The organism is Janthinobacterium sp. GW458P (genome assembly GCF_002127585.1).
Taxonomy (GTDB): Bacteria; Pseudomonadota; Gammaproteobacteria; order Burkholderiales; family Burkholderiaceae_D; genus Janthinobacterium.
This window is the reverse complement of record NZ_NEGZ01000001.1, coordinates 373,261-388,469: the sequence shown is the minus strand read 5'-3', so window position 1 is coordinate 388,469 and position 15,209 is coordinate 373,261. Positions and strand designations below refer to the sequence as shown.

The following is a 15,209-nucleotide window of genomic DNA, read 5'->3' as shown; positions in this document are numbered from 1 at the left end:
CCCGCCCGAATGCCGTATCATGCCTGCTCTGACGCCCTTGCCGCCCGCTCCCGCCACCATGTCCACTGTTTCCCGTCCGCACGATCCCCAGCCCCAGCCGCCCGTCAAGCCAGGCAATGACGAATGCTGCCACAGCGGCTGCACCTTTTGCGTGCTGGAAATGTACCAGGAAGACCTGGCCGCCTACGAGGACGCGCTGCGCGCATGGCAGCAGCGCCAGCAGGCGGCGGCCACGCCGCCTGCCAAAAAACACGCCAGGACAGCGCGCAAGGCCTCTTAAAAGCTTTCCCACTCGTCGGCGGGCGCCGTCGGACGCGCGGCGCGCGTAGTGGCGGCCAGTTGACGGGACGCCGGCATCGGCGCCGGCGAGCGCGCCGCCACGGCGGCCTTCACGGCCGGGCGCGGCGGGCGCACGGCGGCGCTGGCGGCATCGAGCTTGAAGATGCTGACCACCTCGCTCAGGCTGGCAGCCTGCTCCTGCATCGATTCGGCCGCCGCGGCCGCCTCTTCGACCAGGGCCGCATTTTGCTGGGTCACCTGGTCCATCTGGGCAATCGCCTGGTTGACTTGCTCGATGCCGGCGCTCTGCTCGTTGCTGGCGGCCGTGATTTCGCTCATGATGTCCGTCACGCGCGTGATGCTGGCCACGATGTCATCCATCGTGCGGCCAGCCTGATCCACCAGCCGGGAACCCGCTTCGACCTTGTCGACCGAGTCGCCGATCAGGACCTTGATATCCTTGGCCGCCGCGGCCGACCGTTGCGCCAGGTTGCGCACTTCGGTGGCCACCACGGCAAAGCCGCGCCCCTGCTCGCCCGCGCGCGCCGCCTCGACGGCCGCATTCAGCGCCAGGATGTTGGTCTGGAAAGCGATGCCGTCGATGACGGCGATGATGTCGACGATCTTGCGCGACGATGCATTGATCGACGCCATCGTGCCCACCACTTCGCTGACGACCTTGCCGCCCTCGACGGCGATGCTCGACGAGGTTTGCGCCATGGTATTGGCCTGGCGCGCATTGTCCGCATTCTGCTTCACGGTCGACGTCAGCTCCTCCATCGACGAGGCCGTTTCTTCCAGTGAACTGGCCTGCTCTTCCGTCCGCGATGACAGGTCCTGGTTGCCGGCCGCGATCTGGCTCGATGCCGTGGCGATGGTATCGGTGCCGCTGCGTACCTGGCCCACCAGATTCTGCAGGCTGGCGTTCATGTCCTTCAGCGCATGCATCAACTGTCCCGTTTCATCTTGCGATTGCACAACAATATGCGCCGTCAAATCGCCGGACGCCACCTGGCGCGCCACGCCGACAGCCTCGATCAGCGGGCGCGACACGCTGCGCGCCACCCACAGCGCCAGCAGCATGCCGACCGCCACGATCCCCACCAGCAGGCCGATCAGGCTGGCGCGCGATGCGGCATAGGTGGCGTCGGCGCTGGCGCTCGAGCGCACGCCGCCGTCGGCATTGATGCTTACCAGCTTGTCGAGGACCACCATCATGTCCGCCATGACCTTGGCGGAAGGCCCCACGGCCAGCGCGCGCGCCTCTTCCTTTTTCATCTCGCGCGACAGGCTCAGCATGGTCGCGTGCAGGCGCATGAATTCATCGTTAAGCGCCAGGAAACGCTCGAAGAGTTCCTTTTCGCCCGGTTCGGAAATCAGAGTGCGGTATTTGTCGCCGTCCGTCTTCAGCCTGGCCTGGGTTTCCGTCATGCGCGTTTCGTTGAGCGCCATGTCGGAATCCGCGGCCGCCAGCATGTGCGCCAGTTCCCAGCGGCGTAAATCGCTGACATCGCCGCGCATGGACATGGCCGCCAGCACGCTGGGCATCCAGTTGGCGGACAGGTCGGTCGACGCGTCATTGATGCGCGCCATGGAAAAAATCGCCGACACGCCCAATGCCGCCGTCAGCAGCAGTACGGCGCCAAACGACAAGATCAGCTTGGTGGCTATTTTCAGATCAAAAAACCATTTCATGCGTTGCTTCCTTCGATAATCAAACGGGCGATAAACAGCAAATAAACAGGCAACAGCCAGGCGATAAGCGGGCGAGATGGAAACACGCGGGCAAGGCACGGCGAGCCAGGGAGGCGGACAAGAGAATTTCCGCACTGCAACATTTTATCACCGCGCCTCCTGGACGCAGTCCGGTTTGATCGCCATGCGCGGCTAAAGTTCGCTTTATACCGCTTCATGTCACATTTTTGCCAAATCGCCGGACGAAAAATGAAGAAAAAACGGCGTAGGAGTCGGATGACACGAGGCAATGTTCCTAGCCTACATAAGCACGTCGGCTCATCCGATGCCCGTGCGCGCCCCCTCGTCTTATAGTGGATACAACATTCAGCACAACGCTAGCAAGCCGGAAGCGCAGCGCCATCCAACAAAATCAGAAGACGAGGCCATATCATGTACAAAGCTTATAGCAACCTGACCCCAGCAACGAACAGCCACGCCGTATCCCCGCATGGCTGGGAAGCCCCCCTGGCCAAAGCCCCGGCCACGCCCATGATCAGCATCACCGGCGCCCAACAAAACGAATTGCTGCGCGCCCTGTCGCGCACCGACCTGGAACGCCTGTTTTGCCAACTGGAACTGGTCGCCTTACCTGCGGGCAAGCACCTGTTCGATTGCGGCGGAAAAATTGAATATACGTATTTCCCCACCAACGCCATCGTTTCCCTGCTGTATGTGATGGAAGACGGCGCCACCACCGAGATCGCCGTCGTCGGCCGCGAAGGCGTGGCGGGCGTGGTGCTGTACGAAGCCGAACGGGCCACCTGCACGGCCATCGTGCAAAGCGCCGGCTACGGCTACCGCCTGAAAACGGCTTTCCTGCGCGAAGTGTTCAATGAAGGCGGCGCCCTGGCACAATTGCTGATGCGCTACACCAGCGCCATGTTTGCGCAGATGGCGCAGAACGTCGTCGGCGGCCGCCATTGCAGCATCGAACAAAAGCTGTGCCGCTGGCTGCTGGACCGCCTCGACCGCTCCCTGTCGAACGAGCTGAAGGTCACGCAGGACACCATGGCCAACATGCTGGGCGTGCGCCGCGAAAGCGTCACCGTCACGGCACGCAAGCTGCAGGACGAAGGCTTGATCCAGTATCGCCGCGGCACCGTGGAAGTACTGGACCGCGAAGGCCTGGAAGCGGCTGCCGGCAATTGCTACAAAGCAGCCCGCGCCGGTTTTGAACAATTCCGCAGCGGAATCAGTGCACACAATTAAACCACGTCGCAAGGTGGTGCGGCAGGAAAGCAACACCTCGCACCACCATGCGCCACTTCGTCTTGCCTTACAACAATCCAGCCTCTATCATTCCCGCAGGAATTACCCAATGGAAACTTTTGTTTCCATTGGAATATTTAACGCGTAATGAGACCAACGACTGGAGTCAGTAAGCATGAAACAGCAACCCCTGATCGCCGCCTTGCTGGCTGGCATGTTCTGCGCAAGCCTAGCCCAGGCCGAAATGGCCGTCACAGCCGACCTGGGCACGACTGGCGTCGGCGCACACCTGAGCGTGCCGCTGCAATCGAATCTGCATGCCCGCTTCGGCGTCGGCTTCCTGAACTACTCCTACGACTCCAGTACCGAAGACGTCGACTACAAGCTGAAACTCAAGCTGCGCACCTTCGACGCCCTGCTCGACTACTTCCCCATGGACGGCGCATTCCGCGTGAGCGCCGGCGTGGTGTACAACGGCAACAAAATCGATGCCAAGGGCAAACCCAACAAGAATGGCAGCTACACACTGAACGGCAACACCTATACGGCGGCCAGCGCCGGCCAGCTCGACGGCACCATCGATTTCCGCAAAGCCGCCCCCTACATCGGCATCGGCTGGGGCAACCCGGTGAAAGAGGCTGGCTGGGGCATTTCCAGCGACATCGGCGTATTGTTCCAGGGGGCGCCAAAAACCTCGCTGCGCAATACCGGCTGCGACCCGCTGGTGTGCGCCGCCCTGAAAACGGACGTGGCCGCTGAAAATGACAAACTGGCCGACAAGGTCAAGGATTTCAAGGCATATCCGGTGCTGCGCATCAGCGCCAGCTACCGCTTCTAAGCTGGGGCCAACCCGCCTGGCATGATATCGAGGCACGCTGCGGCGTGCCTTTTGCATATTCAGGGTTCTTGAGGCCGCGCCGCAGGCCAGGTGCGGCATGGTGCAACTAATCCGTCGCGGCGCTGGCGACCAGCCACCAGCCCGGCCTGACATCGTCAAACGAGTAATATGCGGGCGCAAACGCCGCCTGGGCTGGATCATCAAAACTGCCCACCAGCAAGGCTACCGTCGGCGCATCGTCGATGGCGCCGATGGAACTGCCGCAAGCGGCGCAAAAGGCCCGGCTGGAATACTCGGAAGAACGATAGGTGGCCGGCGCGCCGGCTGTGCCCGTCCACCGTACTTGATCGCGCGCAAACTCCACCCATGCCACCGTCGGCGCGCCCGTGTGCTGCTGGCAATTGCGGCAGGAACAGCTGTGCGGATTGCTGCCCTCGCCTGTCACTTCGAAGCGCACGGCGCCACATAAACAGCCGCCTGCCTGCACTGCATTCTCCATCGTATCTCCCCGTTGACACTGTTGCGTACCTGGCCAGGCGGTACGTACCCGGTACAATATTGCCATAACCCCCTCCCTGGCGCACCCATACAATATGGCGCCGGCACTATGAAAGAATAAATGGAAGACATCAATTGCGAAGGCTTGCCGCACATCCGCGTATTGGCAGGTGAAAACAGCAGCGGCCCCGTGTATGAAACCCTGCCGGCGCGCCAGATCGACGAGCACGTCTACGAACTGCTGGCCTCGCCCGGCCTGACTCTGAACCTGGCACGCGGCGACATCGTCAACATCGCCAACCCGCTCGCCCCCGCCGAAGTCTTAAAACGCGGCGGCAACTTCTGCATCCATATCTACGATGCCGACGACGTGCCGCAAGAGGCAGTGGACCTGCTCGAGCGCGACGTGCAAAACCAGCTGGGCGGCACCCTGGACGGCCAGTACAAAGGCAATCTCACCTTCAGCGTGCCGGGACACCACGGCATCTACAGCGTCAACGGCCCCTTCGACGCCTTCCGCGAGGCAACGGGCGTGGAATGGTACTTCGCCAACATCTACGTCAACCTTGATGACGACGATGATGAAACCTTGCTTAACTGGTGGGTGGATATGTAAGGTTGCTGACGTGACAGGTGGGGATATGACCTGCGTCAATGCTCCGTATTGCCCTGGCCCACGTCAAGATGCTGACTCACGCCTTGTGTACGCTCTCTTTCGTCAGCCACACAGAGGAACGCCATGCCTTGCAAAAAGGCGGTATCACGAAAGGCACAGTGATTGCCACCTTCGTCAACGGCCGCTATCAGAATCTGCGGCAGGGCAACCATGCGGCGCTATTCATTCGCCTGGTGCCTGGCGGCATTGAGTTTCGACCAGTGGCGCAACCGCCCGCCTGCGCGATCTACTGTGGCCGTTCGGCGGCGGGGAAAGCAAAGAAGGGCCAGTCCGGCTCAGGCTGCAGCGACCGGGGCGTCGCCGCCCAAGCCCTCTACGATTGACATATCTCAAGGTAGCGGCCCAGCACCGTGTCCATGCCCAATTCCAGGCACTCGACCACCAGTGCGTGGCCGATCGACACTTCCAGGATGCCGGGTATGTCCAGGAAGCGCGCCAGGTTGTGCAAATCGAGGTCGTGCCCGGCATTCACGCCCAGCCCCAGCGCCTGCGCCCGCCGCGCCGCCTGCCGATATGTGCCAAACACGGCATCGGCCTGCGCGCCGCCATGACTCTCGGCAAACCGTTCCGTGTACAGCTCGACCCGCGCCGCGCCCACCTCGCGCGCCCATTCCAGCGCCGGGTAGCCGGCATCGACGAACAGGCTGACGCGGATGCCCAGGTCGTTCAATTGTGCAATGGCGGGGCGCAACAGCGCCGCATGCCGTTCGATATCCCAGCCGTGATCGGACGTCAGCTGGCCCGGCATGTCGGGCACCAGGGTGCATTGCGCCGGGCGCGCGCTTTTCACGACCTCCAGAAATTCCGCCGCCGGATAGCCTTCCACGTTCAGCTCGCGTCCACGTTCCGCGCACAGGCGCTGCAAAGCAGCCACATCATCGTAGCGCGCATGGCGCTGGTCCGGGCGCGGGTGCAAGGTGATGCCGGCGGCGCCCAAGTCGAGAAAGCGCGCGGAAAACGCGAGCAGGTCCGGGAAATTGCGGCCGCGCGAATTGCGCAGCAGGGCGATTTTATTGACGTTGACGGAGAGCTGGGTCATGAAAGGCAATGAAGTGAAAGTAAGGGGTCTGGCAGCGATTGTAGCGGATCCCCCGCACAAGGCACGCTCAACCGAACTCGGCAGTACGTGCTACGATGCAAGACAAGTTCCTTTCAACACATACCATGAGCTACCAGCTATTCCTGTTTGACCTCGACGATACCCTGCTCGATTTCCGGGCATCCGAAAAACGCTCGTTTCTGCACACCATGCACGAACTGGGCTTGCGCGACGGCATCGACGGGCTGTTTACCCTTTACCAGGCGATCAATGTCGACCTGTGGAAACGTTTCGAGACGGGCAGCGTCACCAAGGATTTCCTGAAGGTCGAGCGCTTCCGCAAGACGTTTGCCCAGGGAGGCATCGATGTCGCCCCGGAACTGGCCAGCCGTTTGTATCTGGACTCGCTGCCGGACACGGTCGTGCTCATCGACGGCGCCAAACAGGTGTGCGAAACGCTTTCGCGCATCGGCGAAGTGGGCATCATCACCAACGGCGTCGACTCCATCCAGAACCGCCGCATCGCCGCCTCCGGCCTGGGCGACTACATTTCCTTCGTCGCCACCTCGGAAGCGTGCGGCCACGCCAAGCCGGACGTGCGCTTCTTCGACTACGCGGCCAACATGGCGCGCGCGTTCAGCAAGGATACAAGCATTATCATCGGCGACCGGCTGGACGCCGACATCCTCGGCGCCAACCGCTACGGCATCGCCAGCTGCTGGTTCAACCCGGACGGCATGGCCAATACCTCGGCCGCCATCCCCACCCATGAAGTGGCCAGCCTGCACGACATCGTGCCGGCGCTGAACGAGATGCAAGTCAACATGAAACAGGCTTGATCTGCAACAAGCGCACCATGTGAAATGCGCGGGAAGACGCCAAAATGGCCAGCTTCTCGCGTACCATCAGGACTCCGCACCTTGAAGCGAGTCCATGCCGAATTTCACTTTCCTGATTATCATCGCGGCGCTCGTCCTGCTGTACGTCATGCGGGCCAAGCGCCAGACGGCCAGGTCCCGTGCGCCGCTGCGGCTGCACAGGAAACCCGTCATGACGGCGCGCGAGCAACAGATGTACCACCTGCTGCAGACGGCCTTGCCGGAATGCACGGTGCTGGCGCAAGTGGCGTTTTCCGCGCTGGTGACGGCGCTGGGGCGGACAAACAGAAACCGTTTCGACCGCAAGGTGGCCGATTTTGTCCTGTGCAGCCAGCAACTGAACGTCATCGCCATCATCGAACTCGACGACAGCAGCCACGCCGGGCGCGAACGCCAGGACCAGGAGCGCGACGCCATGCTCAGGCTAGCCGGTTACGTCACCTTGCGTTATGCCAACTTCCCCACCCAGCAGGCGCTGCGCGCCGATATCGAGCAACTGCTCACGCAACAAGCCGGAGCGAAGGCAAACCCCCTGCCCGCCTGATTGCGCGTCAAGCGATCAATCGCGCGTCAGCACCTCTAATAACTCAATCTCGAAGATCAAATTGGAGTTCGGCGGTATCAAGCCCACCTGCCGCTCGCCATACGCCAGCGCCGCCGGCACCCACAGCTTGCGCGTGCCGCCCACCTGCATGCCATGCAAACCCAGAATCCAGCCCTGGATCACCTTGTTGTTGCTCAACACACAGCGAAACGGCTCGCCCCGCTTGTGCGACGAGTCAAACTCCGTGCCGTCTTCCAGCCAGCCCCGGTAATGCGCCGTGACCAGCGCGCCACGCGCCGCCGCCTTGCCGTCACCGACCACGATATCGTCCATCTTCACTTCCGCCGTCATCTCGTTTCACCCTTGAGAAATATCAATGCCGCGATTGTACGACAGCACGAAAAAAGCCCCGGCAGTGGCCCGCCGGGGCTTCAATCGATACTGTGAATTCTGGTGGGCCTCCCGTGAGTCGAACACGGCACCAACGGATTATGAGACACATCATCGACCTCATCACACCGAAGCCTCCGGCCCCACGACTTGCATTCTAGCATTTGCCACCATCAGCACTGGCAAATTGGCGGCATGAACAGCCAAATGCCCCGCAGAAAAATGCGCATACCGCCTCACCATCTGAGCCGACTGCCAACCACCTAGCTCCTGCAATACATGCAATGGCGTACCTTGCTGCACATGCCAACTGGCCCATGTATGCCGCAGATCATGCCATCGAAAATCATCAATACCACAGCGCTTAAGCGCTTTATACCAAGCTGCCGTTGTAGCGGCGATTACAGGCTCACCATTGTACGTAAAAACGCGCACCGCATGACGGCCATGCTGCAAAGTAAGCACGCGCATAGCATCATCATTGAGAGGCACCACAATAGCCTTACGTGTCTTACTTTGATCAGGATGGATCCAGGCGACCCGGCGCACAAGATCGACCTGAGACCAACACAAGCCAATTACGTTCCCCTTGCGTAGTCCTGTAGCAAGACTAAAGGCCACCATATGCGACAAATGCTCAGGCAACTCATTCAGTAACGCGGACGCCTCTTCGTGAGTCAAATAACGCACCCGACGATCAGGCTCCTTCAACAATCGAACCTTCGGAATTGCATCAACCCACTCCCAATCGACACAAGCTCGGATTAGCACAGAACGCAACAACGCTAACGTCCTATTAACAGTTCCATTCTTGACACCGGTAGCACGCTTTTTCTTAGTTACAGCATCCACCACAGAACGATTTATATCGTTTATATCATATCCATCCAACAACGGTTCCAGCCATCGAAAAATGCACTTGTCAGAATTCAGAGAAGCCTTGTCCGACTTTTCAGAAAGCCAGCGTTCGACCGCATCAGGCCAAGTCTTTCCATGCAAAGTTTCAAGAACTAATCCAGCCATCTACAAATCCTTAAATGTTGCCCCATGCAAACTATACAACAGTGTAAATATTTGCGTTATGCTACGAACCAACATGAAAATGTCGTTAATCTTTAGAAACCTTGACATTCATCAAAGCTATCGAAAAACTGCAATTCAGAATGATGTAAAACTTTCATTTAGAAAGAATTAGATCATGGACTTACATACGCTAACAGGCGACGGCGAACTGGATGCATATTTTAAAGAGCGTCCGCACTACAAAAAACTTGGTGAGAAAATTGCACAAATAATTATCAACACAGTATCAGACGAACAAATTGCTGACATTGAAACCCAATTCCTTGTGATGGCAATCAATTTACATCAGCCCGGCACGCCAACCCACCTTAGCGCGTTACTCACTCAAACCATCAACACACTTCATAATCATAAGGAATTCCAAAAGACCTCATAGCAGTTAAAACGGGCACCCATCCAATGGGTTAGACACCCCCGGCGCAGTTGCCAAGTAGACGACGCCAAGCCCGTTATTGCACCAAGTCTGCAAACCTTCCATAGAATGCCCAGCAATGGCCGCAAAAGCCGCCTGGGCAGCCCCGAGCATGGATGTACAGCCAAGCAGCCGCCACGATTGAATCTCAGGCACCACGATGCCCCTAGACCGGAAATAACGTTTTTGATCAAGCGTACGGCATTGCATTTCCTTTCCGCAGTACTTGGCAATGTAGCTGGCGATTTTATGCGCGCCAGTGACACCAAAGCCGAAACGATGCGGATCACGAACGTTGACTTGCCCCATTTGCTCCCCATCCGGTCCACGGCCCAGGACACTTTGCCAGATGGAGCGCAGGAGCGCATACATTTGACGACCGGCCACCGCCACATGAAAATGCAACGCGCCGCGCTCCTGTTCCTCAATGACAGCGACATAGTGAAATTGCTTGTGTTTGCCGAGCTTGCGGCAAAAAGCCTTCCAATGTTTAAGTGCGGTTTCCCTATCCACCATGTTTTCCCGATATGTCAACGTAACCATACGATCAGCGCCAATTTGCTTACAACAGAGCCGAACGTTCTTTTTTGCACGACGACCAGCATCATCGTCGTTTGCTTCGCGGTTCTCGGACTCGCCACGCTTAGCACGCGTCTTGAGCAGCATAGCCGGGCCTACAAAGTGCCGTTGCTTGGTTACCGTCACTTCGCACTGCCCGTCCGGAAAAACGCGCTTACGGGCCGTATAGTTGTCGTTCCATGTGTTCTTAATCCCATCATCGTCCCACCACTCCGGGCGATGTTGCACAGATGGCTCTATAGGCGAGAAATCAATTGACGCTAAAGCGTTTTCATAATCTAATTCGGTCATTCGGTAGTCCTGTAACGGCAGGTTTATCGAAGGCCCCGGACATTTAGTAGATGCCCGGGGCTTTTTTTTGTCCATCAAAAACTGATCTGAAATCCTGTACTGCACTTGCCTGTAACTGCGTTTCCTACTGCTATGTTCTTGAGTGTCCCTTATACAAGTTTAGCGGCGCTTCGCGCCGCCACCCGCGCTGCGCGCAGATAGCGGCACCAAGCTTTCCGCTACCGTTTGCGCAGCAATTGCTGACGCAATAATTTCTCTATCACCTGATCCGGCGTAATGTCTTTAAAGCGGATATACGCCTTCAATCCTTCCAGCACCTGCGCATCGACATGCACCGTCAAAAATGCCTTGCCATCGTCACGCAAGCGATCCCTGCGATCTTTTTGCCGCTGTGCACTGGTCTTTGCCGCGCCAGTTGCCGGACGCCCCCTGCCCCGCTTAATCGGGCCGAGTAGATCAATCGTCTTGTCTTCCTCAAGCTGTTTCATGTACATACTTTCAATACGGTTTTTCAGAGGTGGGCCGTACTGGCCAACGTGAAGCGACGCGGTACTAAGCGTGGCGGCGGACTGCCCGCTAAAACTTTGAAAACGTGTCGCTCCTCGCTCCGATGCGCACGGGCCACCTGACGCCATTACTTCAAAATCAACCGCCGACTTCGATATGCCCTCAAAGATTTTGCCCTCCGGGCCGCTTGTGCCGTCACCCCGGAATTAACGTGACAAGTCACCGTTTTTCTGACGTTCGGGGAACCTGCGCACTCAAGATCAGCACCAGATCGGTATGCAGCTTCGTCCCCGATCGAGCAGCCCACGAAGACGGCAGAAACGAGAAGCCAGAGGAGCTATCGACGGTTTGCGCATCGTTCAGGCCGCCAATCAACAGCACTTCGCCATCGTTGACCGTCACCGCCGTTTTCACCTGGCGCTTAATCAGCGTGGGAGAACCTGTCACGCCACTGGCAGTTGGTTTGAAACTGGATATTTGCCCATCGATGGCAAGATTGATTTTGCCGTTGCCGAGCACCTTGGGCAGTACGTCGACAATGACGCCAGAAGGCCGGTAAACGATGTTTTGAACACTGTTGCCGGAATTGTCTTTGCCCGTGCTGGCAATAGTCGGCGTTTCATCGCCCACCGTCAGCACCATCTTTTGATAATCGTCGCCCACAATGCGGCTATTCGACACTTGCTTGAAACGGCCGTCGGTATTGAGCGCGTCAATCACCAGCTGGAAATTGGTGTTGCGCAAGCTGATGGCGGAGGCCGAATTGACACTGCCAAGCGACGCGCCGAACTTAGCACCCAGCACATTGGCCATGATGGAAATACCGCGGCCCGAGCTGGCGTTATCCGTGACCTCGACCCAGGACGCAGACACATCGACCATGCGCGGCAACTGATCGAGCGCACCGAGCAAGACACGCATTTTGTTTAACTCGGACGCGCTACCCGTCAGCACAATTTGATTGCCAGCCGCAACCGCACTACGCGGACCAAACGCAGCCGCGACAACCCCCGCCAAGAAATCAGCCGAACGGCCAGCCGGCGCATACACTTCAGACTCAGCATCACGCCGCCGGCCAGAGGCACCCGGCACCGGATCAACAGCACCACCCTCAACATCGGCACGCACAGGGCGCAATATCGGCCTATCAAAAAACGCAGAAGCGGCATCGCCGCCCGGAACATCAACGGACGTTAGACGAATAGCAGATGAAACAGAAGCCGAAGACTGCGCAGCACGCAGGTAGTAGACGCCATCGCGCAATTCAGATGCTATGCCCTGGTCGCGCAAAATACCCTCGACAAACGTCGGCAACCGATCAGCATCAAGGGAACTCACCGACACCGTAATCTTGCGATCAAGGGCCTGAGCCTCCGGGGAAATGACAAAATCACGCGCCAACATATTCTTGAAAGTAGCCTGCGCAAACGCGACAAGCGACACGGAAGAAAGCTGTATTGAGACTGGCTGACCTGCGGCAAAAGCAACGCACGGCAACCAAATAAACAGTATAAATAATTTTTTCACATCGAACCCTTCACCCAGGTATCAGCATCGACCAGCGCAAGCCAACCGCCATCAACGAAACGAAAACGCAACGCGGTAACACTACGGCCATCCGACAAAGTGACAACGTAGACACTTCCCCGCGCGATATAACCAATGCCAGTGAGATTTTTTGATGCAACTATTTCGGGCTGTTTTTGGACAATCGTCGGCGCAAGCACTGGCTTACCGAAGTGATAGCCAAACACGCCCAGGGCGGCGCCAAGGCACAGCGCAACAAAGAGAAATTTAGTCATATGTTTGTGAGGTGGCTTAGGAGGAAGAGCGCGATAGCTCAACATCGGCAAAGCAGCAGGCGTCGCCTGCAATGGCCCGATGAAATCGGGAGGAACACCAGCAACGGCGGACAAGTGCCAAGACGAGAGCAGCGAGTGGGTACCGTGCGGATAGGTATCGGAAAAGACTTGCGTCGTGTTGTAAGCGTTGTTCAGATCATCACCACGAAAATACCAACGATCCGCCACCAAAGCGTCAGGAGACGCCCCCAATCGCACCACACCGATATGCAAGCGAGGCATGCTACCGCTAGCAGCACCGGCAGTCATCAACGCAATAGCAGGGCTTAAGACTGGCACCCGCATACGATCCAAACGGTTCAGCCTGACAACATATTCAAGCAGCGAATCACGCAACTGCTTATCGACCTGACTGATGTTCTGCATGATGAAAAACACATCCCATCCATACTTGCGCGCATGGATAGCCCATTCCAGCATCTCAGCACGGCCCTTATCCTGAAAATTGCGGGTATTCAGCCAGGAACCACATTCATCGAGGATGAGCGCACCATTGTGATGCTCGTCAAACCCCGCCAGCAACTTAGGCGAAGGCGCAACAGCCGTGATCCCGGCACGGCCATGCTGCAATATCGGCTCAAAATCGATAAAGCGATTACCACTGCCGATCATGTACAAATCCACAGCAGACGGCTTATCAGGAACCCGAATAACAACACTCCTATCCCGAGCTGGCATCAGGTGTTCGAGGAACACATCACAGTTTGTAGCCACCCTCTTACCGTCACGCAGGTAACGCCTGATCTGATCGATTGCCGCCTTGCCCTTGCCACTCCCGAGCTTGCCCGTAATTGCGTAAACAGCCATTTCAACCGCCTACTTAGTCACAAGGTTAATACCTTTTTTGTTAATCACATATATCTGACAAGCAAGCCACACCGTCGAATAACAAGATGCAGCCGCCATCGTAGTCGAATTAAAAGCTATGCCAAGACCGATTGCAAAACTAGGATGCGAAGAAGAAATGCCAGAAATACCCTGGGCACAAACACCATGAGCACAAGAAAGTCCTGTCGCCAAAAGCGCCGAAGCCAAACCTACAAATATCAATACAGCCGAGAGCCTAAACGCCTTCTCAGCAACCATAAATCTTCCAAAAATAGTAATCAAAAATGTAATGATCGATACGAGCAATTGACCAAGAAGCGGCATGATTAAGCCTTATAAGCTGAAGAAATTTGTTGAATTGAACCAATAAGAGCGAAGAAACAAATAACGCCTGAAATAAATCTAGCAAATATATTTACATACGTGCAAACATCTACCTCATATGAACCACCAGTCACCGGATTAGCTACGATCGGATTCCTACAAACAGCGGTACTAATTGTCGGGAACCAATCACCAGCACCGAATTTCTCCTTAACAAGAGAACCGATTCTTTCCAATCCCTTTTCATTGGTATCACTAACTTCCTTGAGCCACACATCCCCCGAAGCCCTATCAACATCCGGCATACCACTTTCATCAATGCGACATGGAGCATCACCCGGTAAGCCGCAACCGCGCTTACTGCCTCCAGGATTGTCGCCAGGGGTTCCGCCAGGAGTTCCGCCTGGGGTTCCGCCCGGGGTTCCGCCCGGGGTTCCGCCTGGGGTTCCGCCCGGGGTTCCGCCTGGGGTTCCGCCAGGAGTTCCGCCTGGGGTGCCGCCTGGGGTGCCGCCAGGAGTGCCGCCAGGATTACTAGGATCAGTCGGCTTAGTCGGATCAGTCGGATCAGTCGGCTTAGTCGGATCAGTCGGCTTAGTCGGATCAGTTGGCTTAGTCGGATCAGTTGGCTTAGTCGGATCAGTAGGATCAGTCGGCTTAGGCGGGTCACCCGACCCCGTATAAGGCGGAACGACCGTATCAGGTAATTTTTTAGAGGTACAGCGTGCACCGTTTTGCGTCAGCTTCATATTCCAAGAAAACAAGAACACGCCATTAGGATCAGCAGGCCCCTCAGTCGACTTGCCTAAATCGTCTTTAGACCTAACCTTGGCTATACATTTATCAATGCAATATGAAGTATTCAACAAACTACTATCCTGAATAATTTGTTGAACTACTTTATATTCACCGTTAGGAAGCCGCTTGTAATAGGCAGATGAAATTTTATACGTTCCAGCACTATCACCATCTAGGCAGTCACCAACTTTAGTGACATATACACCGCGTGTAACGGTGCCGCCATATGGCTTAACCTCGCAATAAAATTTATCCTCCTCATATTCTTTAACACTAACTATTTCGTTTTGGCGCCCGGCCGGGGCAGCATATTTCTGGCAAGCCTCCTCAACGCTTGTATATATCAGTCCATCAGAACCCTGGAAATAAATGCCGCCAGCAGAGACTGGCTGAATATAAAAAGCCATCATCAAGAGGAATAAAATATTTTTCATTTCTAT

General features: G+C 56.9%; 19 protein-coding genes. 8 read left to right on the top strand and 11 right to left on the bottom strand.

Features of this window, described 5'->3' with window-relative positions:
- Window positions 1–19: 19 nt before the first annotated feature.
- Entirely contained in the window at window positions 20–280 is a 261-nt protein-coding gene (locus tag CBW50_RS01755) for an oxidoreductase-like domain-containing protein (protein WP_226935405.1), read from the top strand.
- Here the strand turns inward: CBW50_RS01755 and CBW50_RS01750 are convergent.
- On the bottom strand, window positions 277–1,974 hold the full coding sequence (locus CBW50_RS01750) for a methyl-accepting chemotaxis protein (RefSeq protein ID WP_086143891.1): 1,698 nt from the start codon (window positions 1,972–1,974) through the stop codon (window positions 277–279). The genes CBW50_RS01755 and CBW50_RS01750 overlap by 4 nt on opposite strands.
- A 531-nt stretch (window positions 1,975–2,505) precedes the next feature.
- Between CBW50_RS01750 and CBW50_RS01745 the strand changes: the two genes are divergently transcribed.
- Complete coding sequence (locus CBW50_RS01745; protein WP_086143994.1) at window positions 2,506–3,225, top strand: Crp/Fnr family transcriptional regulator; 720 nt, start codon at window positions 2,506–2,508, stop codon at window positions 3,223–3,225.
- A 175-nt stretch (window positions 3,226–3,400) separates the two neighbouring features.
- Window positions 3,401–4,063 carry a hypothetical protein gene (locus CBW50_RS01740; RefSeq protein ID WP_172404647.1) on the top strand — a complete coding sequence of 221 codons (663 nt, stop codon included), beginning with the start codon at window positions 3,401–3,403 and terminating at the stop codon, window positions 4,061–4,063.
- Window positions 4,064–4,169: 106 nt separating this feature from the next.
- Here CBW50_RS01740 and CBW50_RS01735 read toward each other — a convergent pair whose 3' ends face one another.
- On the bottom strand, window positions 4,170–4,562 hold the full coding sequence (locus CBW50_RS01735; protein WP_086143890.1) for a GFA family protein: 393 nt from the start codon (window positions 4,560–4,562) through the stop codon (window positions 4,170–4,172).
- Between the two features lie 120 nt (window positions 4,563–4,682).
- Between CBW50_RS01735 and CBW50_RS01730 the strand changes: the two genes are divergently transcribed.
- A complete protein-coding gene (locus CBW50_RS01730; protein ID WP_086143889.1) occupies window positions 4,683–5,177 on the top strand; it encodes a DUF4265 domain-containing protein in 495 nt (164 codons plus the stop codon).
- Between the two features lie 38 nt (window positions 5,178–5,215).
- Window positions 5,216–5,560: a BPSL0067 family protein gene (locus CBW50_RS28595; protein ID WP_226935407.1), complete on the top strand. Its 345-nt coding sequence runs from the start codon at window positions 5,216–5,218 to the stop codon at window positions 5,558–5,560.
- Here CBW50_RS28595 and CBW50_RS01725 read toward each other — a convergent pair.
- A complete protein-coding gene (locus tag CBW50_RS01725; protein WP_086143888.1) occupies window positions 5,551–6,276 on the bottom strand; it encodes a pyridoxine 5'-phosphate synthase in 726 nt (241 codons plus the stop codon). The two genes, CBW50_RS28595 and CBW50_RS01725, sit on opposite strands and share 10 nt — an antisense overlap.
- Window positions 6,277–6,401: 125 nt before the next feature.
- Here CBW50_RS01725 and CBW50_RS01720 point away from each other — a divergent pair, with 125 nt between their 5' ends.
- Together CBW50_RS01720 and CBW50_RS01715 are read left to right on the top strand one after the other, a co-directional pair.
- Complete coding sequence (locus CBW50_RS01720) at window positions 6,402–7,115, top strand: YjjG family noncanonical pyrimidine nucleotidase (RefSeq protein WP_086143887.1); 714 nt, start codon at window positions 6,402–6,404, stop codon at window positions 7,113–7,115.
- Window positions 7,116–7,209: 94 nt separating this feature from the next.
- Window positions 7,210–7,698, top strand: a complete 489-nt coding sequence (locus CBW50_RS01715) for a DUF2726 domain-containing protein (protein ID WP_086143886.1) — start codon at window positions 7,210–7,212, stop codon at window positions 7,696–7,698.
- Window positions 7,699–7,713: 15 nt separating this feature from the next.
- Here CBW50_RS01715 and CBW50_RS01710 read toward each other — a convergent pair whose 3' ends face one another.
- A complete protein-coding gene (locus CBW50_RS01710) occupies window positions 7,714–8,049 on the bottom strand; it encodes an FKBP-type peptidyl-prolyl cis-trans isomerase (RefSeq protein WP_086143885.1) in 336 nt (111 codons plus the stop codon).
- A gap of 162 nt (window positions 8,050–8,211) precedes the next feature.
- Window positions 8,212–9,111 (bottom strand): site-specific integrase, encoded by a 900-nt coding sequence (locus tag CBW50_RS01705; RefSeq protein WP_086143884.1) that lies wholly within the window; start codon window positions 9,109–9,111, stop codon window positions 8,212–8,214.
- A gap of 175 nt (window positions 9,112–9,286) precedes the next feature.
- On the opposite strand from CBW50_RS01705, the gene CBW50_RS01700 reads away from it, so the two are divergent.
- Entirely contained in the window at window positions 9,287–9,547 is a 261-nt protein-coding gene (locus CBW50_RS01700) for a hypothetical protein (protein WP_086143883.1), read from the top strand.
- Window positions 9,548–9,550: 3 nt separating this feature from the next.
- Here CBW50_RS01700 and CBW50_RS01695 read toward each other — a convergent pair whose 3' ends face one another.
- The 6 genes from CBW50_RS01695 to CBW50_RS28585 all read right to left on the bottom strand — a co-directional run bounded on the left by CBW50_RS01695 (window position 9,551) and on the right by CBW50_RS28585 (window position 15,203).
- The gene (locus tag CBW50_RS01695) at window positions 9,551–10,453 is read right to left on the bottom strand and encodes a hypothetical protein (RefSeq protein ID WP_086143882.1); all 903 of its coding nucleotides are present in this window, start codon (window positions 10,451–10,453) and stop codon (window positions 9,551–9,553) included.
- Window positions 10,454–10,671: 218 nt separating this feature from the next.
- The gene (locus tag CBW50_RS01690; protein WP_139842373.1) at window positions 10,672–10,941 is read right to left on the bottom strand and encodes a hypothetical protein; all 270 of its coding nucleotides are present in this window, start codon (window positions 10,939–10,941) and stop codon (window positions 10,672–10,674) included.
- A 238-nt stretch (window positions 10,942–11,179) separates the two neighbouring features.
- Window positions 11,180–12,487, bottom strand: coding sequence for a type II secretion system protein GspD (locus CBW50_RS01685; protein ID WP_139842372.1), 1,308 nt, complete (start codon window positions 12,485–12,487; stop codon window positions 11,180–11,182).
- The gene (locus CBW50_RS01680) at window positions 12,484–13,629 is read right to left on the bottom strand and encodes a zonular occludens toxin domain-containing protein (RefSeq protein WP_086143879.1); all 1,146 of its coding nucleotides are present in this window, start codon (window positions 13,627–13,629) and stop codon (window positions 12,484–12,486) included. The genes CBW50_RS01685 and CBW50_RS01680 overlap by 4 nt, the downstream gene beginning before the upstream one ends.
- A 9-nt stretch (window positions 13,630–13,638) precedes the next feature.
- Complete coding sequence (locus CBW50_RS28590; protein WP_139842371.1) at window positions 13,639–13,974, bottom strand: hypothetical protein; 336 nt, start codon at window positions 13,972–13,974, stop codon at window positions 13,639–13,641.
- Between the two features lie 2 nt (window positions 13,975–13,976).
- Window positions 13,977–15,203 (bottom strand): hypothetical protein, encoded by a 1,227-nt coding sequence (locus tag CBW50_RS28585; RefSeq protein ID WP_139842370.1) that lies wholly within the window; start codon window positions 15,201–15,203, stop codon window positions 13,977–13,979.
- Between the last annotated feature and the right edge of the window lie 6 nt (window positions 15,204–15,209).